General features: G+C 67.1%; 16 protein-coding genes. 5 read left to right on the top strand and 11 right to left on the bottom strand.

Translation table 11 applies throughout. The features are described from left to right. Nucleotides 1-51: 51 nt before the first annotated feature. The 6 genes from OHB21_RS18050 to OHB21_RS18025 all read right to left on the bottom strand — a co-directional run bounded on the left by OHB21_RS18050 (nt 52) and on the right by OHB21_RS18025 (nt 4,352). A complete protein-coding gene (locus tag OHB21_RS18050) occupies nt 52-468 on the bottom strand; it encodes a YbaB/EbfC family nucleoid-associated protein (RefSeq protein WP_195142854.1) in 417 nt (138 codons plus the stop codon). Continuing rightward, nucleotides 465-1,175 carry a HEAT repeat domain-containing protein gene (locus OHB21_RS18045; RefSeq protein ID WP_328439677.1) on the bottom strand — a complete coding sequence of 237 codons (711 nt, stop codon included), beginning with the start codon at nt 1,173-1,175 and terminating at the stop codon, nt 465-467. The genes OHB21_RS18050 and OHB21_RS18045 overlap by 4 nt, the downstream gene beginning before the upstream one ends. Continuing rightward, entirely contained in the window at nt 1,172-2,533 is a 1,362-nt protein-coding gene (locus OHB21_RS18040; protein ID WP_328439675.1) for a putative toxin, read from the bottom strand. Before OHB21_RS18040 ends, OHB21_RS18045 begins: the two co-directional genes overlap by 4 nt. Before the next feature lie 14 nt (nt 2,534-2,547). Next, nucleotides 2,548-2,808, bottom strand: coding sequence for a WXG100 family type VII secretion target (locus OHB21_RS18035; RefSeq protein WP_328439673.1), 261 nt, complete (start codon nt 2,806-2,808; stop codon nt 2,548-2,550). Between the two features lie 16 nt (nt 2,809-2,824). Then, complete coding sequence (locus tag OHB21_RS18030; RefSeq protein WP_328435419.1) at nt 2,825-3,817, bottom strand: IS630 family transposase; 993 nt, start codon at nt 3,815-3,817, stop codon at nt 2,825-2,827. 214 nt (nt 3,818-4,031) lie between these two features. Beyond that, complete coding sequence (locus tag OHB21_RS18025) at nt 4,032-4,352, bottom strand: WXG100 family type VII secretion target (protein ID WP_328435857.1); 321 nt, start codon at nt 4,350-4,352, stop codon at nt 4,032-4,034. 68 nt (nt 4,353-4,420) lie between these two features. Here OHB21_RS18025 and OHB21_RS18020 point away from each other — a divergent pair, with 68 nt between their 5' ends. Beyond that, nucleotides 4,421-4,849, top strand: coding sequence for a hypothetical protein (locus OHB21_RS18020; protein WP_328439671.1), 429 nt, complete (start codon nt 4,421-4,423; stop codon nt 4,847-4,849). Nucleotides 4,850-4,879: 30 nt separating this feature from the next. On the opposite strand, the gene OHB21_RS18015 is transcribed toward OHB21_RS18020, so the two are convergent. Continuing rightward, a complete protein-coding gene (locus OHB21_RS18015; RefSeq protein WP_147265969.1) occupies nt 4,880-5,245 on the bottom strand; it encodes a hypothetical protein in 366 nt (121 codons plus the stop codon). A 554-nt stretch (nt 5,246-5,799) separates the two neighbouring features. On the opposite strand from OHB21_RS18015, the gene OHB21_RS18010 reads away from it, so the two are divergent. From OHB21_RS18010 to OHB21_RS17995, 4 genes are all read left to right on the top strand, one after another. Further along, on the top strand, nt 5,800-7,086 hold the full coding sequence (locus OHB21_RS18010) for a tyrosine-type recombinase/integrase (protein ID WP_328439669.1): 1,287 nt from the start codon (nt 5,800-5,802) through the stop codon (nt 7,084-7,086). A gap of 17 nt (nt 7,087-7,103) precedes the next feature. Beyond that, nucleotides 7,104-7,433: a helix-turn-helix domain-containing protein gene (locus tag OHB21_RS18005; RefSeq protein WP_328439974.1), complete on the top strand. Its 330-nt coding sequence runs from the start codon at nt 7,104-7,106 to the stop codon at nt 7,431-7,433. A gap of 428 nt (nt 7,434-7,861) precedes the next feature. Continuing rightward, the gene (locus OHB21_RS18000; RefSeq protein WP_328439667.1) at nt 7,862-8,881 is read left to right on the top strand and encodes a hypothetical protein; all 1,020 of its coding nucleotides are present in this window, start codon (nt 7,862-7,864) and stop codon (nt 8,879-8,881) included. A gap of 42 nt (nt 8,882-8,923) precedes the next feature. Next, nucleotides 8,924-9,736, top strand: coding sequence for a hypothetical protein (locus OHB21_RS17995; protein ID WP_328439665.1), 813 nt, complete (start codon nt 8,924-8,926; stop codon nt 9,734-9,736). 150 nt (nt 9,737-9,886) lie between these two features. Here the strand turns inward: OHB21_RS17995 and mobF are convergent, their stop codons facing one another. The 4 genes from mobF to OHB21_RS17975 form a co-directional block, all read right to left on the bottom strand. After that, the gene (gene mobF, locus OHB21_RS17990) at nt 9,887-15,430 is read right to left on the bottom strand and encodes a MobF family relaxase (RefSeq protein ID WP_328439663.1); all 5,544 of its coding nucleotides are present in this window, start codon (nt 15,428-15,430) and stop codon (nt 9,887-9,889) included. A gap of 331 nt (nt 15,431-15,761) precedes the next feature. Then, nucleotides 15,762-16,148 carry a hypothetical protein gene (locus tag OHB21_RS17985; RefSeq protein ID WP_328436934.1) on the bottom strand — a complete coding sequence of 129 codons (387 nt, stop codon included), beginning with the start codon at nt 16,146-16,148 and terminating at the stop codon, nt 15,762-15,764. Nucleotides 16,149-16,261: 113 nt separating this feature from the next. Then, the gene (locus OHB21_RS17980; RefSeq protein WP_328436936.1) at nt 16,262-17,800 is read right to left on the bottom strand and encodes a hypothetical protein; all 1,539 of its coding nucleotides are present in this window, start codon (nt 17,798-17,800) and stop codon (nt 16,262-16,264) included. A 430-nt stretch (nt 17,801-18,230) separates the two neighbouring features. Then, nucleotides 18,231-18,482: a hypothetical protein gene (locus tag OHB21_RS17975; RefSeq protein ID WP_328436938.1), complete on the bottom strand. Its 252-nt coding sequence runs from the start codon at nt 18,480-18,482 to the stop codon at nt 18,231-18,233. Nucleotides 18,483-18,557: the final 75 nt, after the last annotated feature.

Genomic DNA, 18,557 nt, shown 5'->3' with positions numbered 1-18,557 from the left:
CGCCGATCCGGATCGGTCGCCGGGGCGTGGTTCGTCTTGGAGTTGCAGCGGTCAGAATGGTTGCGCCGCATCGTGATCGCCGGGGTTCTGACGTACTTGCGGGTAGTGGGGAGCCGGGCGCACGATGCTCGCGGTGGCAGGGTTGATGGACTCGATGATCTCGAGCAGCTGTTGCTGGGCGGTGTCGAGGTCATCGAGTTCGGCGGCGACGCGGTCTGCCGCGCGACGGGTTGCTCGTTGCGCTGTCCGGGTGATCATTTCACCGAGTTGGTTTCGGCTGAGTCGTTCGGTGCCGGGGCCGAGAGTGACGTCGAGGAGAGCTCCGCTGGCATTCACGCGAACGCGGACAAGCCGGTCGGTCGTTTCGGCTTCTGCTTCGACGGCCTGGATGCGAACCTTCGCCTGTTCCATCAGCTGGCGTTGCCGTTCGAGCAACTCGGTGAGCGCGGCGTCGGTGGCGTCGGTCATTCTGGGAGCTTCTTCAGGGCTCGGATCGCGGCCTTGCGGACGTCACTGCTGGTGTTCGTGACGAACGGCTCGATGAGGTGGCGAACGCCTTCTGCTTTCATCGTGCCCAGAGCGTTGAGCGCGGCGACGACAGCGCGGCCGTCGAGTTCACGGATCGCGCGTTCGCGGGCTTGGGCGGTCTTGACTCTCCCGAGGTACTCGATCAGGGGATAGCGGCCCGTTGCGTCGGGTGGGAGTTCATCGAGGACCGCAGCTATCTGTGGGAAGTGTGCTGGCGTGGCGATGCGTGCCAGGCCCTGGCACGCCCAGTCGCGTTGGGGCCGTGGCAGCGGTGGTTGTCGTCGAAGCTGAGCGATGAGCAGACCTACGGCCTGATCGTTGCCTCTGGCGGCGGGATCGATGAGGTTACGGATGAGCCCGGACCGGATGGTGGACCGGTGCTCGGTTTCCGATCCCGGGATCTTGGTTTCGAGGTTCGCCAGCCATTCCACGAAGATCGGAATACCTGCGGGGATCGTGCGCGGGCCGTTGGCGAGATCGTCCAGGGTGTAGCAGGGCACCCCGGCCGCGGCGAGTTCTTCCATGAGGCGCCGGTCGAACCCGTCGCGTCCGTGAACGTAGCGGGCGGGCAGATCGTTCATCCACTCCGTACCGCCGTTCTCGCTTCCCGGGGGCATGCCGATGTAGCTAACGGTCATTGCGGTCATTTCTTATCGTTGTTGTCATCGAGTTCTTTCCGAATGAGCTGGATCTGTCCGCTGTCGATCAGCGCCTGGATCTCCGGGCTGTTGATCTTGGTCCGGTGGTCGACGATCAAGGTCATCGTGTAACCGTTCTCCTGCGCCCACTGGACTTCAGTGAGGATCTGCTTCTTGTCAGGGCTAATCTCGTTGGTGTTCTTGACCTCAACCACCTGCTTGTTGACATCATCGACCCGGTCGGGGACCACCTCGGTGGTCTTGATACTGCCGTCAGGTTGGGTGACATCGACGTAGACGGTGCGCTTACGGCCCGCCGGGTTGATCCCGGATCGTCGTTCCCCTTCATCACCGGCAGCCTTGTTCTCGGTTTCGTTGCGGAACTTGACTTCCTCGGTGTTGCGCGGTGTGCGGTCGAGAATGGAGGACAGCACCTTCGTTCCCTCATTGACCATGCCGTAGATGCCGGAGTTGGAACTGACCGCCTCGGCGACCTTGGTTTCGATGTTGCCCAGGCGCGCGTCGATGGCGGCGGCGTAGGCGCGCTTGTTCATCTCGATGGCGCGGTCGATGTTGCGCCGAAGGCGCGAGCCACCGGGCAGGATGTAGGTCGGAATCTTGTCGGCCTCGTAGGAGGCTACGATCGCGGCCAGGAGCTTCAGCGACGTACGGCAATCGTCCTTGGCCGAATCCGCAGTCTGCGCGACATCCCTGCAGGCATAGGACAGATACGTCGCCGCATCCGCGGTGGCCGCAATGGCGGTACAGACGTTCACGACATCCTCGACATATGCTTCGAGCACAACATCCTCGGCTTGCGCAGCCGCAGGGAACGCGCCATTTACCTCGTTGTAGAGGGTGGTGGCCAGCTCGGACTTCTTCGTGCCATAGGCGGCGAGTTGTTCACCGACCTTGCCGATGCGCGTTTCGTCGCAGTCGGCCCACACCTTGGCTACGAAATCCTCGACCAGCGACCAGAACGTCGGATTGTCCTCCTTTCCGCCGACCGACAGTTGCTTGATCGGGGGGCTTGTCACCAACGTCGAGCCCTCGGGCGGTTTCGGCGGCGCGGTCTTCGGGCCTTCGTGCGAGTTGCTCTCACTCACGTCCAGGTTGTTGCCAGCCAGGTGGATCAGAAAGCCGAGCTCTCGGGCCGCGATCGCCCCGAGTCCGCCGGCCTCGAACGCATCGGACAGGCTTTGGTCGAAACTCATCGCCCACTGCGGACCGCCATACGGATACAGCCCCGCCGACCGTGAGATATCGAGGCCCTTGTCCAAGTCCAGAAGATCGGTCTCCAGGGTCAGACTCGCCTCAATGAGCTTGCGCGCTACCAGATAGTAGTCATCCGAATCCACCGTGGTCATCGCGGTCCCCCTCGCTACCGGCCCGTCATGGAGCGGTTTGCTTCCTCGGCCTTGATGTAGTTCTCCAGCGCGGTGCTCACCCGATCGCGCAGCGCCCGCAACTGCTCGATCAGCGGACCGGTTCCGGACTGCCAGCCTTGATGCGCGGTGTCGAACGACGCTGCCGCCGCACCAGAGAACCCCAACAGGAGCGCCTCCGCGGTTCTCTTCACCGCATCGCGCTCACCGCTGATCGCGTCGATCTGTTTGTCCAGCACATCGACGAACCGCTGCATCGCCGCTAGTGCCTCGTCAGGCAACGTTGGTTAGGTAATCCGGGCGCCGGATCTTCGAGCCGACAGCGAAGTCTCGGATCGGTCGGGCGTGCTGGTTGCGCCACCGGATGTAGTCACCGATCGCCGCGTCCTGCACCGCATGGGAGCGGTGATCGGTGCCGTTGAGCGCGAAGTAGCGCAGCGCGGCGAACTCGCACTCGATCCGGTTCAACCACGACGAATACGTCGGAACGAACACCAACTCGACCTCGTTGTCGGCACACCATTCCCGCACTTCACGACGCTTGTGGACCGAGTAGTTGTCCAGAATCAGGTACAACCGCTCACCCGGCCAGCGAACTCGCAACGATTTCACGAACGCCAAGAACTCGACCGCCCGCTTCCGGTCCCGGATCCGGTAGTACAACTGGCCGGTCCGCAGGTCCAGAGCACCGAACATGTGCCGGACCCCGTCGTGACGGTTGTAGGTGGCACGAAGCCGCTTCGGTCGCCCGGCCTGCGCCCAGCCCCGACCGGGGCGCGGCATCAGGTTCAGCGGCCCGAACTCGTCGACACAGACCACCCGCCCGTCGGCCGGCGGATTGTCGTAGAGGTTCAGGACCCTGTTCATCTTCTCCACGAAATCGGGGTCGTTGCTGGCCTTCCACGTTTTCGTGGCCTGCCATGACACCCCACCGACCTTGAGGATTCCCCGCAGAGTTTCGCGGCTGATGTCGGCAATTCCGTTACCCCGCAGCACTTCTACCAGCTTCGACAGACTCCACGTCGAGAACGGCCACCCCAGATCCAGGGGACAGCACCGAGCGATCTGACAGATCCGGTCACGCGTGGCCGGGTCCGTCTTCGCTGGTCTGCCCCCGTTCCATTTTGGGTCCAGTGCGTCCATGCCCTTCTCGTTGAAGTCGTGGATCACTTGCCGCACATACGCTTCCGATACTTGCATCAGCTTCGCGATCAGCGGCACTGGTTGGTGCTGGCCCGAGGCCATCACCACGATCGCGCGTCGCATCCGCACCGGCTGCTTGCTGCGCCGCCCGATCTGCGCGAGTTTGCGGCCCTCTTCCGAGGTGAGGGCCCTGACGAACACATCCGGCTTCCGAGCCACCGGCACCACCTCCACCGGGCAGCATCGCCGGTCCCCGTCAGATGATCAACCCGCCACCCCGACGACGGTTACCGCATCAACCTTCTCGGACACGGCACTAGATCATAGCTGCGCGCGGTCATGGCAGGTCGAGGCTCGATGTGGTCGAGGTGACGGTATCCGCGTTCTGATCATCCTGCTCGGTCAACGTGTTCGCTGTGGTTGTCAGGCTGGTCGCGAACTCGCTGATTTTGTCGATATGCTGGCCGAGTCTCGGCCGCAACTCCTCCCACACGGCTGAGGCCTGGTCAGCTGCCGGGCCTGACCACAGTTGCGCGAGGCTTTCGTGTTCGGCGCGTATCGCTGACAACGCCTCGTGCAACCGGAAATGATGCCCACGCAGATCCGTGGCCGCCTGCCGCAATGCCGCAGGGTCGGCTTGTAGACTGCCCTCGGCCATCGGCTACCCCCTGTCTCCGCACTGAACGGTAGCCACTGTATATCGCGACCGGCAAGGTGGGGACTCGCATGGACTGGCGGAGCACAGCCTCTCAACAAGCGCAACACGACCTTGACACACTCTTGCGCGACGCTGTCAACGCCGCCGCCCGGACTTTCGAATCCGCCGACACTTTCGATCCGTTCATGCTGGTCATCGACCTCAAAGGCAACACCACGATCCGCAGTCTTCCACCCGGCGGGCCTGCCCGAACCGAGCAACAGTTCCTCACCGACGTCCAGCTCCCAGCCGACCGCCAGCAACTGCGTGCTCGCGCCGCCGTCTTCGATGTCACCGCTACAGCGCCCATTACCGGCGACGCGATCAAGGCGATCCTGGAACACCGCGACGGCGTCGTAATCGACGTCCTCGTGCCCTACACTCTCACCCCCGAACGACTCGACATCCGCCTCAACGCCGCCAACGCTGCGGTTGGAACGCCCCGGCTCTGGGCTTGACCCAAGCCCCAGGCTCCTTGCCAGCGCACCTCAGACCGCCAGCTGCACTCCGTCGAGAATCGTGGTCACATCAGCGCGGATCGCGTCGGTCGCCGCAGCGTTCACCCGCCCGGTGACCATCACCGGATACACCGCCTCGCCAACCTCTATCGCAACACCCAGGTGGTCGTCACGCACCCCGGCGGGAGAGGTCGACGTCGAAGCTGCACGAATCCCACTGTGCCCGCACACATTGACCCGCTCATAGCCATCCTGCTCCCACCCGTTATCCGCGCGCGCCAGCAGGTCCAGCCGCGCCCACGCGCCCTCCACGCTTCGCTCTGCCGCCAGTAGCGTGACCGCCACCGTCCCATTCGGATTACCGAACCGCCCTGCCACGACGTCGCTGCGGGACACTGTCAATCCCGAACCACCGCCACTGGCCGTAGTCGCCTCCTCCCACCCCTCAAGCCGAGGAATCGACAACGTGAACGGACGCTCGGACGTCGGCCCCAGAGAGAACGTAGACCCGGAGGCTGCGCCTGCCGCACACGAGTAGACCTGAGCCACTGCGGAGCCGGGCGCATTCGTCGTCGCCGTGCCCGTATCCGATGTCGTCTCCGCCGAACACCCCGCCATCGTGACGGCGCACAACCCAACGACCACCAGCCGCCGAATCCCCAACACGACTCCTTCCGCGCGCCAGCCTGTCAGACGATCACCCTAACGAGCCTCAACCACGTTTCCACTCCGCGCCAATGCCTACCTGCACTGCTTCGCGCCGTGGGCGCAGCGTCGCCCACAGCGCTCCGCAGCCCACATACGGCTCGGTGCTTCCACGGGGTCTGTCCAGATAATTGATAGGCCACCCCAGTCTGGCAGCAGGTCGTGCCTCCGGAAGTCTCTGTCACAGCCGAGCCCGCCATCCGCTCAGCTTTGCCCTGCACGCATCTTGCATTCGGGCGACTAACTTGAACTATCGCTGGAAAGGTGACAGCCGAGGCCTTGTCCAGGTGGACTGTCGGGAGCAGTCGGTTTCGACACGCCGCGCCGACCTGGAAGCCATCGTCTCGAGTGAGGCCGCCGCTACGGTGAGGCGACATTGTCGCTTTTCCGTTGACAGGTTGGAGCGGTTCTTGGCGCAGATCCCTGGTTCGGCAGGACTGGTTCTCGTTGAGGGTGTGCGGCATCTCGATGAGGCGGCCGCGGTATTCGAGGGCATGCTCGCGGGCTGGTCGAGCCAGCAGCAATCGCGGCTGCTTGCGTCGACGACAATCGGTCCGCGAATCACGTTGCTGCGCCGGTTCGTCGAGTTCACGGCGTCCTACCCGTGGGCGTGGACGGCGTCGGATGTCGAAGACTTCACCGTCTCGCTGACCTCGGAGGCGGGCGGACGGTTGTCGCCGGGCACCATCCGCATCTACCACCTGACCGTGCGGATGTTCTGCGACTACCTGACCGATCCGCGCTACGAGTGGACGCGCCAATGCAGGGATCGGTTCGGGCAGGTCCCGACTCAGGTCTGCCACGAGTGGAACACCGTCGCACACCTGGCCGACTACGAAGGTCGCCCTGGTCGACGTCCGTTCTCCTACAACGAGATCCAACACTTGTTCGACTACCTAGACAGCCGCGTCGAACGGATCGCAACCTCGGGCCGCAAAGGAGCGTGGGCGGCACTGCGCGACGCGCAGATGCTCAAGACCGCCTACGCCTACGGTCTGCGCCGCAACGAACTCTGCCGTCTGGATTTGGTCGACATGCGACCGAACCCCCACGTGCCGGACTGGGGGACCTACGGTTCACTGCACGTGCGCTACGGCAAGGCCACCCGCGGCAGCGCACCCCGGCGGCGCACCGTGCTTACAGTTCCCGAGTTCGATTGGGTCGTTGCGGGAATGCGTCAATGGGTCGAGCAGGCCCGTCCGATCCTCAACGTGGCCGACCATCCTGCGCTATGGGTGACCGAACGGCTGACTCGCGTCGACGGCGGGTTCCTGGAGCGCCGCTTCGCGCGTATCCGCGCCGAGGCCGGCTTGTCGCCGGAACTGACGTTGCACTGCCTGCGCCACTCCTACGTCACGCACCTGATCGAGTTCGGCTACCCGGAACGGTTCGTTCAAGAACAGGTCGGCCACCACTACGCCTCGACCACCGCGATCTACGCCTCGGTCAGCAACGACTTCAAGAAGCAGACCCTGCGCGCCGCGTTGAAGCGGGTCTACGCGACCGGCGGACCGAAGGAGACCTCCTGGTGAGCAGTCGACGGATCGTGATGCACTGGCACCTGCGTCAGGTGATGGCCGCCCGCGGCATATTTCAGACCAGCGAGCTTGTGCCGCTGCTGGCTGATCGCGGAGTCACTCTGACCCGGCAGTACGTCCACAAGCTCGTCACCACACCCCCGCAGCGGATCAATACCGACCTGTTGGCCGCGCTCTGCGACATCCTGGCCTGCCAACCGAACGATCTGCTCGAACCCGTCCTGGCACAGTCCGAACAAACTCGCACCGGAACCGACCGTCATCCTGCCGAAGGACTCGGCATCGGTGAGCTGCGTCCAGTCCGCGCCGTCGTCCGGCGACCACACGAGCCTCCTCGATGAACCGAACGCAGCACACCGACTGTCCACGTTGCGGTCGCCTTGCTCGCTGCTCCCAGCGGTTCCTCGACGAAATGGTGTGCTACCCGTGCTATTTGCGAGCACGTCGCGATGCCCGGGTCTGCCCAGGGTGTGGTGAGCCGAAAGTACTGGCGTTCCACGATCAGTGGTGCCGCCCTGCATGCGCCGACTGCACCGGCAACCGGGCGGTCTTCGCCTGCCCAGGCTGCGGCCGTGAGGACAACCCCTACGGCCGACGCTGCGGACCGTGCACATTGCGTGAGCGCGCCACCGACCTTCTCGCCGACCACACCGGCAGCGTCCACCCGCGCCTACGACCTCTCTTCCATGCCTGGACGAGCGGCGACCGAGCACACTCCACCCTGATCTGGATCGTCAAGGCTTCCAGCAGAACCGACATCCTGCGTGCGATGGCATTGGGTGACCTGCCGATCTCACACGCCGCGTTCGACGACCTGCCCTCCGATCGGCGCGTCAACTACGTGCGCGATCTACTCGCGGCCACTGGCGTGATCGGGCCCTACCAGCCACTGATCACCCGGACCACCCAGTGGCTCGACGGCACCCTCAGCAAACTGCCCAGGCACCATGCCGAAATCATCCGCCCGTTCGCGCGGTGGCAACTGCTGCGCCGCCTGCGAGTGCTGGAAGACCGCGGACAGGTCACCCGCGGGGCCGTCCAGCGCGCACGCGCCGAAGTCCTGACCGCTATCCGGTTCCTGGACTGGCTCGACGAGCACGGCCTCATCATCCACCAGGCCACGCAGTGCGACCTCGACAGATACCTCGCCAAGCACCCCGGACGCGGATCAATCCTGACCCGCTTCCTCAAATGGACAAACCACACCCAACTCACGACGTGCCTGCTTGTTCCGACCCCCGCCCGTTCCGCCCCTCAAGTTCTGCTCTCCGACGACCAGCGCTGGCACCACATCGAAACCCTGCTGCGCGACACCACGATCCGCCGCCACACCCGCATAGCGGGACTGTTCATGCTCCTGTTCGCCCAGCCCCTATCACGGATCTGCCGAATGCGGCCCGACCAGATCGCCCTGCTACCCGACCACACCGTCACCGTCACCTTCGACACGATCGCCGTCGAACAACCCGCCCCACTCGACCGACTGCTGCGTGAGCATCTCACCACCAACGGACCGGCTTCCCACGCCAACCAAGGCATCTGGCTGTTCCCCGGACGAACACCCGGCAAGCACCTGGTCACCGAGAACATCCGAAACGAACTCGTCACACACGGCATCGCACCCCACCATGCCCGCCACGCCGCGCTGTTCCACCTCGCCGCCGAGATCCCCACCCCGGTCCTGGCCGAACTCCTCGGACTCTCCCCCTCCACAGCCAGCCGCTGGGCCGACCTCGCCGCTCGAACCTGGGGCCAGTACACCGCCATGCGCCGCACCACCCACCCGTAAAACAACTAGGCGGCCCACCGACCCTGGTGATTCACTTTCCAGATGACCGATACGAGCGGGATGACTGCCGCGCAGAGGGAAGCGGAATGGCAGAAGATCTCGCGCCACATCGAGCAGTTGATACAGAGGGTCGGCGATCCGGGCGGGTTCCCGGTGCCACCCGGTTCCATGCTCGCGCACGACGATGAGAAGACAGCACCTCGCCAGATCTCACACGCTTTCCACTCCTGCGTGACCGCCGGCATCGACCACCTGCATGCTCTGAAAACTCTCGTGCGCGACGCCGGCATCATTCACACGATGGCACCGTTCAGCCTCGCTCGCGGCGCCCTGGAAAACCTGTCGATCGCGTTCTGGCTTCTCCACCCCGCCCAGCGGGCGGAGCGACTCGAACACCTCCTCCGGTGGCACGCCCAGAACATCAACGATTCCCACACAGCGTTGGAGGGACGGGGACTTCCGAACAGCGACAAGACGCCGAAACTGGCCAAACTGCAGAGCGCCACGAAGACGATCCTTCCCCGCACGGACTTCCGCGTGATCAAGAACGGCCACACCAGCACCGAGGCCGTCAACTACGCGAACCAATTCGCGCCGACGGCGGGCAACGTACTGTTCGCCTGGCGGCTGTGTTCCGGCTACGCCCACGGCCGGGCCTGGGCGATTCTGGGGGCCTCCGATTACGTCGAAGACCCCACAGACGACCCGACTGTCGTCGGACTGTGGTTGTCCGCGAACGACAACGCTGTCCTCTGGGTCACCCACGCATCGAGTCGTCTGGCAGCGGATGCCATCAACCTCTACAACGAACGGTCCACTGCCCGCAGGTCAACAGAGACGAACCGCCGCGAATAGTTAGCAGCCCAATAGTGCGGGTCCACCGACATAAGTCGTGTTGATGTCCACCTGACGCGAAACTCGAAGTGCGACTATGGCCTACCGGTTGTCAACGCTCTGAATGAACTCTGGCGACCGTGGTCGCTGGGCTGAGCCCATGGGGGTTTGTCAGAGTCCGGCGTCATAGCCGGGACCGAGTACAGGTGCTTCAGTGTCGGGGATCTCGGTGTCGTCCAGGTGTCCGACGGTTGGGCTGGTTTGGGCGCGGTGATCGAGTTCGGCGCGCAGCGCCTGGAGTTCGGTGTGCGACTGTGGCGAGACTATGGTGTGCGTCGCTGGGCTTGTCGGGGTTGGGTTTTCGTTGATGCGGCTGAGGGTTTGGGGCCAGGTGGAGGGGTGGCCGGCGAGGTTGATGGCGTCGCGGTGGGTGCTTTCGGCGTGTGCGTGGGTGGCGTTATGTCTGCGGAGGAGTCGTTGTTGGTCGCCGAGTAGTGCGTCGATGCGTTGCTGAAGTGTGTGGCGTTCGGTCCGCCGTCGGGTGGGTGTGGCGTCGAGTGTGTCTCGGAGGTGCTGGGTTTCGGCGTGGTTGCGTTGGAGTGCTTGGCTGGCTTGTTGGTGGCGGCGGGCGGCGGTTGTGGCGCGTTCGATGGCGGCGCGGGCGGTGCTGTCGGCGTCGTGATCGGGATCAGGGCTGGGGGGTGTGGCGGTGTGGAGTTGTTGTTCGATGTCGTGGATGCGTTGTGTGAGTTCGGTGTTGGTGAGTAGGGCGTGGGGGGTGAGGAGGTGGGGGTGGTTGTCGATCCAGGTGTGGATGGCCATGCGGGTGGCGAGGTAGTGCTGTTGGAGGGTGGTGCGGGTGGCGTGGAGGTCGCGGCGTAGGCGGGCGGCGAGTTGGTGGGGTGGGTGGTGGGTGGCGTAGTAGTCGCAGCGGGCGGTGATGCGGTTGCGGGGGTGGTGGTCGGGGATGCCGGGTTGGTTGTTGTCGCGGCATTCGCTGCAGAGTCCGTCGTTGGATTGGCGATGGGGCGGGGGTTCGAGGTCGATGTTAAGGCGTTCGAGTCCGCAGCAGACGCACGGGAGGTCGAGTGTGGGGGTGAGTGTCCAGGCGTCGGTGTCGCGGGCGGGTGCGGTGTCGGGGTAGCGCTGCTCCTCGGGGAGCTGGATGCCGCTCTTGGCGCGTGGTTTTTGGTAGTAGGGGTGGGGTGCGCCTTCGGGGAGGGGGTTGTGGTCGGGGTCAGTGTCGAGGTCGGCGCGGCGGTCGAGGTAGTCCTGGTGGGCGCGCTGGGCGTCGGTTTCTGCGATGGTGCGGCGTGGTCGGGGTGGTGTGGTGTCGAGGCGGGTGTCGATGTCTGTGGCGGGGACGGGTGGGGTTGGTGGCGTGCGGGTGTCGTGGAGGTGTGGAAGGTGTTGGTGGAGTTGGGGGTTGGTGGTGGGGATGCAGGCGCGGATGAGGGTGGCGTATTCGGGGTGGAGGTGGTCGGCGGCCCAGCGCAGGCGGGCGACGGCGACGACGTAGGAGTGTTCGTTGAGGGTGGCGGCGACACGGTCGAGGATGTCGCGTTGTTCGGCGGTCAGGGTGTGGGTGAGGTGCCGGAACGCTGCTTTGGCGGCGCGGGTGTCCCCGGCGCGGAACAGTTCGGCGATGCGGGCGAGTTCGTCGGGGAGAGGGTCGGATTCGGTCTCGGCGGGTTCGGTCGCGGCCGGGTCGGTGGGGTGGGGCATGGCAGTGGTCTCCGCGGGTGGGGTGTGGGCCAGTTCGGTGTTCCACGGGGCGTGCCGGCGCGGGTTGGGCGTGGGTGTGGTGTGGGTGTGGTCGAGGCGTGACCACAGCGCGCTGGCGGGGAGGTCGTCGGGTAGTGGGCGTTGCGCGGCGGCGGTGGTGAGGTGGTGGGTGATGTCGATGCCGGCGCGGTGGGCGGTTTCGATGTCGGTGGCGATGATGGGCCAGTAGGGGTCGGTGGGCAGGCGTGGGTCGATTCGGCGGGCGATCTCGCTCCAGCGGGCGGTGGCGTTGTCGGTGTCGAGGACGGCGACGCGGGTGTCGAGGTGGTGTTGGTGGGTGCGTTCGAGCGCGGGTTGGCGGGGTGGTCCGGTGGGGCGCAGGTCGTGGGGGCCGACGTGTTGGGCGGCGCGCCAGACGGCGAGGTCGGCGACCAGGCCGGGATCGGGTCCGAGCAGCGGTCGCGCCCAGGCTGGTGCGGTGGTGGCGGTCCAGGTGAGGGCTTCGGTGCGGAGTTGGTCGGTGAGGGTGGTGATGATGCGGGCGCGGGCGTGCAGGTGCCCGCGCACGGTGGGGTCGGTGATGCCGTCGGGTATGGCGGGGGTCCAGGGCAGCGGCCCGCCGCGGGCGGAGTGGGCGCCGGTCGGGTCGAGTCGCCAGTCCAGGACTGCGGCCGGATCTCGGGCACTGTCGAGTTCGCGTTCGGCCGCCGCAGCGGTGAGGGCGGTGATCGGGTCGTGCCCGGACAGGGCGAGCACGGCCAGGTGCTGACGCAGGACCGGCCAGGCGGGGGCGTCGGCGAGGTGGGGGTAGACGGTGTCGGCGGCGTGATCGATGCGGGCGAGAAGGGTTGCGCCGACGGTGTTTTCGGCGGCGACACCGACAGCGTCGAGGTAGGTGTCGACCGCGGCGCCCAAGCGCGCGCGAGGCGCGAGGGCCTCGCGCAGGTGGGTGTGGGCGGACTGCTGGGCGCCGTCCCGGTCGAGGATGTGGAGCAGGACTTCGGTGGCGGTGCGCGGCATGATCGCGCGATCGCTGAGGAAATCGGCTTCGGTGCCGTCGAGGGTGGTGGGGACATAGACATGGTTGGCGCCGCGGCCGCGGGTGAGGGCCATGTAGAGCTGCTGGCGGGATTCGCCGCCGTCGAGGGCGATGTGGCAGGTGTCGACCGTCGCGCCCTGGGAGGAGTCGATGGTGGCGGCGTAGCCGAGGCGCACGCGGGAGCGCACGTAGTCGGCCGGCAGGGCCACGGTAGGTCCGGAGGATCGGCCGGGTCGGCGGCGTTGTGCGGTCAGCGACCCGTCGGGGGCGGTGTGGGTGACGGTCCAGGTGTCGCCGTTGCGGACCCAGTCGCCGTCGCTGGTGCGCAGGGCGCGGTTGTTGCGGGTGGTGCGGATCAGGTCCCCGATGCTGGCGTGGAGGCCGTCGGCGAGCGCGCATTCGGTGGTGGGGGGGCCGTCGCGGTGGAGGCGATCGGCGCGGGCGCGGGCGTTGAGGTCGGTGACGATGGTGTGGGTGGCGGCGAGCATGATGCTCGCGCGGCCGGCGAGGACGTCGGTGGCCCAGGCGGTGTAGGCGTTGTCGTGGGTGGCGCCGGGGTGCCCGGCGTGGACGCGGTCGTGGTCCAGATACCAGCCCAGCCCGATCGGATCGCCCTCGCGCAGCCGCAGTCCGGCCGCGGCTTCCCCGGCGGTGTTGAACCGCACGACCTCGCTGAGGACGGGGTCGGTGTCGGCGATGTCGGCTTCGACGCCGCTGGCGTCGATGGCCGGTAGTTGCCGGTCGTCACCGATCAGCCGGATCGAGGCGTCGCGAGAGGTCAGCCACCGCAGCAGTTTCCAGCGGGTGAGGGTGCCCATCTTGATCCACTCGTCGACGATGACGAGGGTGTCGGGTCCGATGTCGAGCACCCATTGCGGTATGGGCCGGGCTGTGTCGTTCTCGGCGAGGGCGAGGTGGGCGGGTGCGTGACCGTCGAGGATGTGCAGCAGTTTGTCGACGGTTTCGACCCGTCCGCCGATCTCGGCGGCCAGGACCGAGGCCGCCGAGGCCAGTGGCGCCAACCCGAGTACGGTGCCGCCGCCGGCCCGCCACGCGTCGGCCAGCACGGTCATCGCGGTCGTTTTCCCGGCACCGGCGGGCGCGTTGGTGGTCCGGATGCGGGGGCCGTCGGCGCGGGTGAACTCGGTGAGCAGGGCGACCTGGCCCGGATTGAGCGGGGTGTCGGGATGGGTCTGGTCGTGGCGGGTGACCGCGTCGGCGACCAGACGCGGGTCCAGGGCGCGCCCGCCGGGCTGGACGAACAGCTCGATCAGCTGGTGCTCGAGGGTCAGCATCCGCGCCGAGGTGTAGACGCTGTCGGCGTCGACTCCCGCGTACACGCTGGTGCCGTCGGCGCGCCGGAACATCTCCGGGGTCTGCGCGAGGACCGGTTCGAGCGCGGCATCGGGGTCCCCGCGCCGCACCACCCTGGCGGGCGCGAGCGCTTCGGCGAGCACCGCCTCGACCGCGGATGCCCACTCGTCACGGTCCACGTGGTCGCGGATCTGACGCTCGACTTCAGCGCGGACGTGCTGGTGCTGCCACACCGCGCGGTGCTGGCCGACCACTGCCACCACCTGGTCGGCGATCCGCTCTGCCCACTGCGCCGACCGCGGAATCGGTGGCCGCGGTAGGGGGTTCAACGCCGCGGTGACCGTGGCCGCGAGCTGGTCGCGGCCACCGAGGACCGTCGTGGCCGCGGCACGCCACTCGCCGCGCTGCTCGGCGAAAGATCGCACCGCCTTCTTGGCGGGGCGGGTCTGCAGGGTCGCGAGTTCGGCCAGCGCGTAGAGCTCGGTGGTGAGGGGTTCGCGTCCGAGCTCGGCCTGGAAGTCGGCGGCGAGCTGTCCCAGGCGAGCGGTGATCGCGGCATCACGCTGCGACCACGCCGTGATCAGTGTCAGTGGGACACCGACTATTTCGCGGATAGGGCGTTTGGCGGGGTCGGTGCCGGCCCGTTCGGCGAAACCGACACCGACATCGTGGGTGAGGTGGTGTTCGAGGCGGGTGTTGTAGATCTCGGAGACAGTGACCACGAATTTGTGCAGGGTGGCGCTGTCGAGGGTGCGCCACAACCCGCCCGCCAAGGTGCGGACCCGGTTACTGATCAGCACGTGCGTGTGCAGATCCGGGTCGCCGGCGCGGCTTTCCCGGTGGCGGAAACACGCCGCGACCACGCCCTCGACGTCGACGCGGCGGATCCCGTTGCGCCCCAGCCGGGTGTAGAGCGCGTGCTGTTCGAGCCACCGGATCGCGTCGGTCACCGCCTTGTCGTGGGCGGCTTCGATCCGCTGGGACACATTCAACGGGGCGATCGCCCACAACGCACTGACACTTTTCACCGGCGAGAAAGTGATATCGAACGCGGCGACCGCCGCTGATTTCGGCCGGGAATTCTTCGTCACCCATCCCGACAGCTCCCGCGGCCCCACCGGCGGCCGGTCGTATTCGGTGGTGAACATGGCGGTCGCGGCCCGGGTCCGGATCCGGGCGCGGTCTTCCTCGGGTACCGCAGTGAGCGGATCGAGGCCACGTTCGAGGTTGAATCGCGCGAATTCCCGCGCGCACCGACGCTGGAATTCGGGCACTTCCGCCGAGAACCGGAACGGCGACCCCAGTCGCGTCGCGCGATCCGCCGCGCGGGCGGCGTCGGCGGGTTCGGCACCGAGCGCGGACTCCATCTCGAAGATCAGGGACTCGATCGCCTCGGCGTCGGGGTGCCGGCCCAGCCCGTACAGGGACTTCATCTGCGCCTCGGTGACCTCCTCACCGACCGCGAGACCGAGCGCGGTCAACCCCGACCCGAGCCAGGTCCCCGGCGCTTCCCCATGCACCGAGTAATAGTCGCCCAGGCTCGACCGGCCCCGCCCCGTCTCGTCCTGCGTCGCCACATTCCGCAGGTAATACTCGTAGCCATTCCCCGCCACGACCCGATGCAGTGTCGCGGTCATACCTCCATCCAGCACCCGAATATCACCGGAAACAATGACCCAAATGTGCACAGTTTGTGCACACCCCCACAAAGCCCCAGATGTTTATCGGATCGTTATCCGGGATGCCAGAGGTCTGCTCTCTGAAAACGAGCGAGAAGGGTGAGATTTCAGGGGTGAGAGAGAAGGGAGAGGCGCGTCGAGGGTGGAGGAAGCGTGCGGGAGAGCAGGATTCGGAGAGATGAGGGGGCCGGGTTGAAGGTGCGGTGGCCGTGTCGGGCCGGTTCGGTGTGTGCCGGTGGTGATTCGGCGGGGCGGCGCGCGCCCGCCGATCACCACCGGCCCGCTCGACTTACCCGCGCCGGGGCACGCGGGCGCGCCGCGGGGCGGGCACCGGACGCCACCCGACCGGGTCGCAGGCATACCAGCGGTCGGCGACGGCGGCGAGGTCACCGACCGACATCGCGCGCGGCAGGCGAGCGTCGACTCGGTCACCGGGCCGTAGCGGGTGACCGTTGCAGGCGGCGAACACCCGCTCCAGCACGACGCGGTCGACCTCGTCGTCGGGCACCCCCGCATCGATCGCCAGGCGCACAGTCACGATGAGCCGCACCGGATCTGCGTGCCGGTAGGCCGAGAACGCCGGGCTCTGGTTGTAGAACACACGAACACGAACACCGCGGCGGCGCGTGAACAAGGCACGCAGTCGCGCGAGAACACGACGACGACTCGACAGCATCAACTTCTCCTCAGGACATCCGCGCACCGTCGTAGCCGGGCGCGGGAAGGATGAACGGTGGGAACCGGTCCGCCGCGGGACTATTCGCCGCGGCGGACCGGGGTCGAGAAATGTCAGGCCGCCGGGTCGGCGGCGGGCATCAATCCGAGCCAGACCCGGCAGGGCCCGCAGTAGCCGTCGGCCCACACGATGCCGGTCTGCCCGCACCCGTCGCACGCGCGCAACCGCTGTCCCGGGCCGACCCGGCGAGGACGACGCGCCCCGGACCGCCGACGCGTCGAGCGCTCGGCATACGGCGTGTGCGGTTCATCGTCGATGTGGATCGCCATCCAGCGGGTGATGATCCGCCAGACCGGACCGGCACTGCCCGCCGTGTCACGCCGGATCCGATCCAGCAGCGCGCGCGCATGCGCCGGGTAATGCTCGGCGATGTAGGCGCACCGCGACTCATGGAACTGCGCGGCCGTCCACGGCACCGGCAGCGCCGCGACACCGGCATGCCCGTCGGCCCGGCACTCGGCGCAGAGCCCGTCATCGGAGCGCCACCGACCCGCGACACGGTGCGCGTACCGGCGATCGGCGACGCACCGCTCCATCCAGCACACCACACACGGCCAACCACGATGCGCGAGTTCGACATCGGTGTCGAGCCCACCGGAACCGGCAGTGTCCCACGGCAACTCGGGCACGTCCTGCTGGGTGTAGGGCACCAGCTCGTCGTAGTCACTCGGAACCGGAATACCGGTGCGGTTCTTGGCCCACCGCATCTGCTCGGTCGCCGTGAGCCGCGACCGGCGAGGCCGTCGCGACCCGCGCGAGGCCGTCGTGCGGGGCTGCTCGTCGAGCTCGGGTGCGTGCTGGCGCAGATACGCGGTCGTCTCATCCTCGAGCGCCGCGTCCGAACCGAGCGTGGTCTCGGCGGAGGAACGCGCGGTGCGCCGCGGCGGATCGAGCACGTCACGGGAGCGTTCATCGAGCTGCTCAGCCACGTACAGCACGTAGGAGCGGTCCCACAACCGATCCCCGACATGACCCCACATCAGATGCTCCGGCTTACGCGGGCACTGCACCGGCGGGGTCCGGTCCTCCTCGTCCGGCCCGTCGATGCGGAACGCGCGCTCGGCGGCATACGCGCCATACAGCGCGTCGGCGGCGCGTTGCGCGCGACGAGCGCGCGCGTCGCGGCCGCGGTGACGCAACCCGTAACGCGCGCGACGCGCCCGGGCCTCCGGCGACAGACGAACAGCGTCGGTCGCCGCGGTCGGCACCGCCGCCACACGCTCACGATCCCGGCGCTCCCGAATGGATTGTCGCACCCACTCGGCGGCATCGACCGGCACGTGATGCACATCGACCGGGTCGGACTCGGGCAGATACAGACTCGGATCCGACGGTGCCGTCCACTCCGCCAGATCCGCCACCGACGGGTCCCTGCGGGCTCGGGCGGCGACATGGCGCGTGGCGATCTTCCACGGCATCCGCCCCATCTGATCAGCCACCCCCTGATAGAACTTCAGGTCCGCGGGGCTGAGCATCGCGAGCGCTTTGCCGAACAGGCGCACGGCCTCCTTCCGGTCTATCCGCAGCAAATCATCCACATCGGCGAGCGCGCCGAAGAACGCGTCACGGTCGGTGCCTTCGAGATCGGTCATGGTGTTCCTCCAAAGTGGTGCAAACGCACCAGCCCCCGCGACGAAGCACACGCTCCGCCACGAGGGCTGGTCGGCTGGTCGGGTGACCCGCCGAGTGCGACCGACCAGGGGAGCCGCGACACGGCCGCAGGGAACGCGCCGAAGACGGACGCGAGCAATTCCCCGCGCACACCCACCCACCGGCAGATCCCACGCGCACGGCGCGCCCGGGAATTGCTCGCGGCCGGGCGCGGGCCCGAAGGCCGTGGCGCGGCTCCCCTGGTAGCACTCGACAGGCGGGTCACCCGACCAGACGGGCAGCCCCCACCCACGAACCACAACCAGCACCCACAACACCCCGCGGGCACGAATCCGGTTGCCCCGCACCACAGTCACCGACGGATGAAGCGCCGCGAGCGGATCATGGTGTCGCCGCCGTCCGACGGCGGGCTCAGCGGTGGCCGATGAACGCTCCGGTCGCGCCGCCCAGCACAATCCACGCCACGATCGTGTAGACGAGCACGTCGCCGACCCCGAGTGGGGTCGGCGTGCTCGACAGCGTCTCCGATACGGCCACGACGACCGCTGCGGTGTACCCGGTCAGCTGTACCGCGAACCAGAGCCCCTCAGCGACCCTGCGCAGCGAGATATCGCGGCCGGACAACAGAGCGCGGGACCGACGGCGGAAGGCGAACATGGACACGACAGTCTCCTACAGGGGTTTCGATTCGGACTCAGAACACCGACACCTTCGAGCTACGCAAGGTTGCCCTGGGCG

It is taken from the genome of Nocardia puris (genome assembly GCF_036051655.1).
In the GTDB taxonomy this organism is placed as follows: domain Bacteria; phylum Actinomycetota; class Actinomycetes; order Mycobacteriales; family Mycobacteriaceae; genus Nocardia; species Nocardia puris.
The sequence above is the reverse complement of the archived record's forward strand: the minus strand, read 5'-3'. Positions and strand labels throughout refer to the sequence as shown.

What these genes read in the sequence shown, in the direction of transcription:
- OHB21_RS18035 (WP_328439673.1), bottom strand. Translation starts at nt 2,808, where the DNA reads ATGCAGCGGTTCGTCGATGTGCTGGACAAACAGATCGACGCGATCAGC.
- OHB21_RS18000 (WP_328439667.1), top strand. Translation starts at nt 7,862, where the DNA reads ATGGCATTGGGTGACCTGCCGATCTCACACGCCGCGTTCGACGACCTG.
- OHB21_RS18045 (WP_328439677.1), bottom strand. Translation starts at nt 1,175, where the DNA reads ATGACCGCAATGACCGTTAGCTACATCGGCATGCCCCCGGGAAGCGAG.
- OHB21_RS17995 (WP_328439665.1), top strand. Translation starts at nt 8,924, where the DNA reads ATGACCGATACGAGCGGGATGACTGCCGCGCAGAGGGAAGCGGAATGG.
- OHB21_RS18025 (WP_328435857.1), bottom strand. Translation starts at nt 4,352, where the DNA reads ATGGCCGAGGGCAGTCTACAAGCCGACCCTGCGGCATTGCGGCAGGCG.
- mobF (WP_328439663.1), bottom strand. Translation starts at nt 15,430, where the DNA reads ATGACCGCGACACTGCATCGGGTCGTGGCGGGGAATGGCTACGAGTAT.
- OHB21_RS18020 (WP_328439671.1), top strand. Translation starts at nt 4,421, where the DNA reads ATGGACTGGCGGAGCACAGCCTCTCAACAAGCGCAACACGACCTTGAC.
- OHB21_RS18005 (WP_328439974.1), top strand. Translation starts at nt 7,104, where the DNA reads ATGCACTGGCACCTGCGTCAGGTGATGGCCGCCCGCGGCATATTTCAG.
- OHB21_RS18050 (WP_195142854.1), bottom strand. Translation starts at nt 468, where the DNA reads ATGACCGACGCCACCGACGCCGCGCTCACCGAGTTGCTCGAACGGCAA.
- OHB21_RS17985 (WP_328436934.1), bottom strand. Translation starts at nt 16,148, where the DNA reads ATGCTGTCGAGTCGTCGTCGTGTTCTCGCGCGACTGCGTGCCTTGTTC.
- OHB21_RS17980 (WP_328436936.1), bottom strand. Translation starts at nt 17,800, where the DNA reads ATGACCGATCTCGAAGGCACCGACCGTGACGCGTTCTTCGGCGCGCTC.
- OHB21_RS18040 (WP_328439675.1), bottom strand. Translation starts at nt 2,533, where the DNA reads ATGACCACGGTGGATTCGGATGACTACTATCTGGTAGCGCGCAAGCTC.
- OHB21_RS18030 (WP_328435419.1), bottom strand. Translation starts at nt 3,817, where the DNA reads ATGCGACGCGCGATCGTGGTGATGGCCTCGGGCCAGCACCAACCAGTG.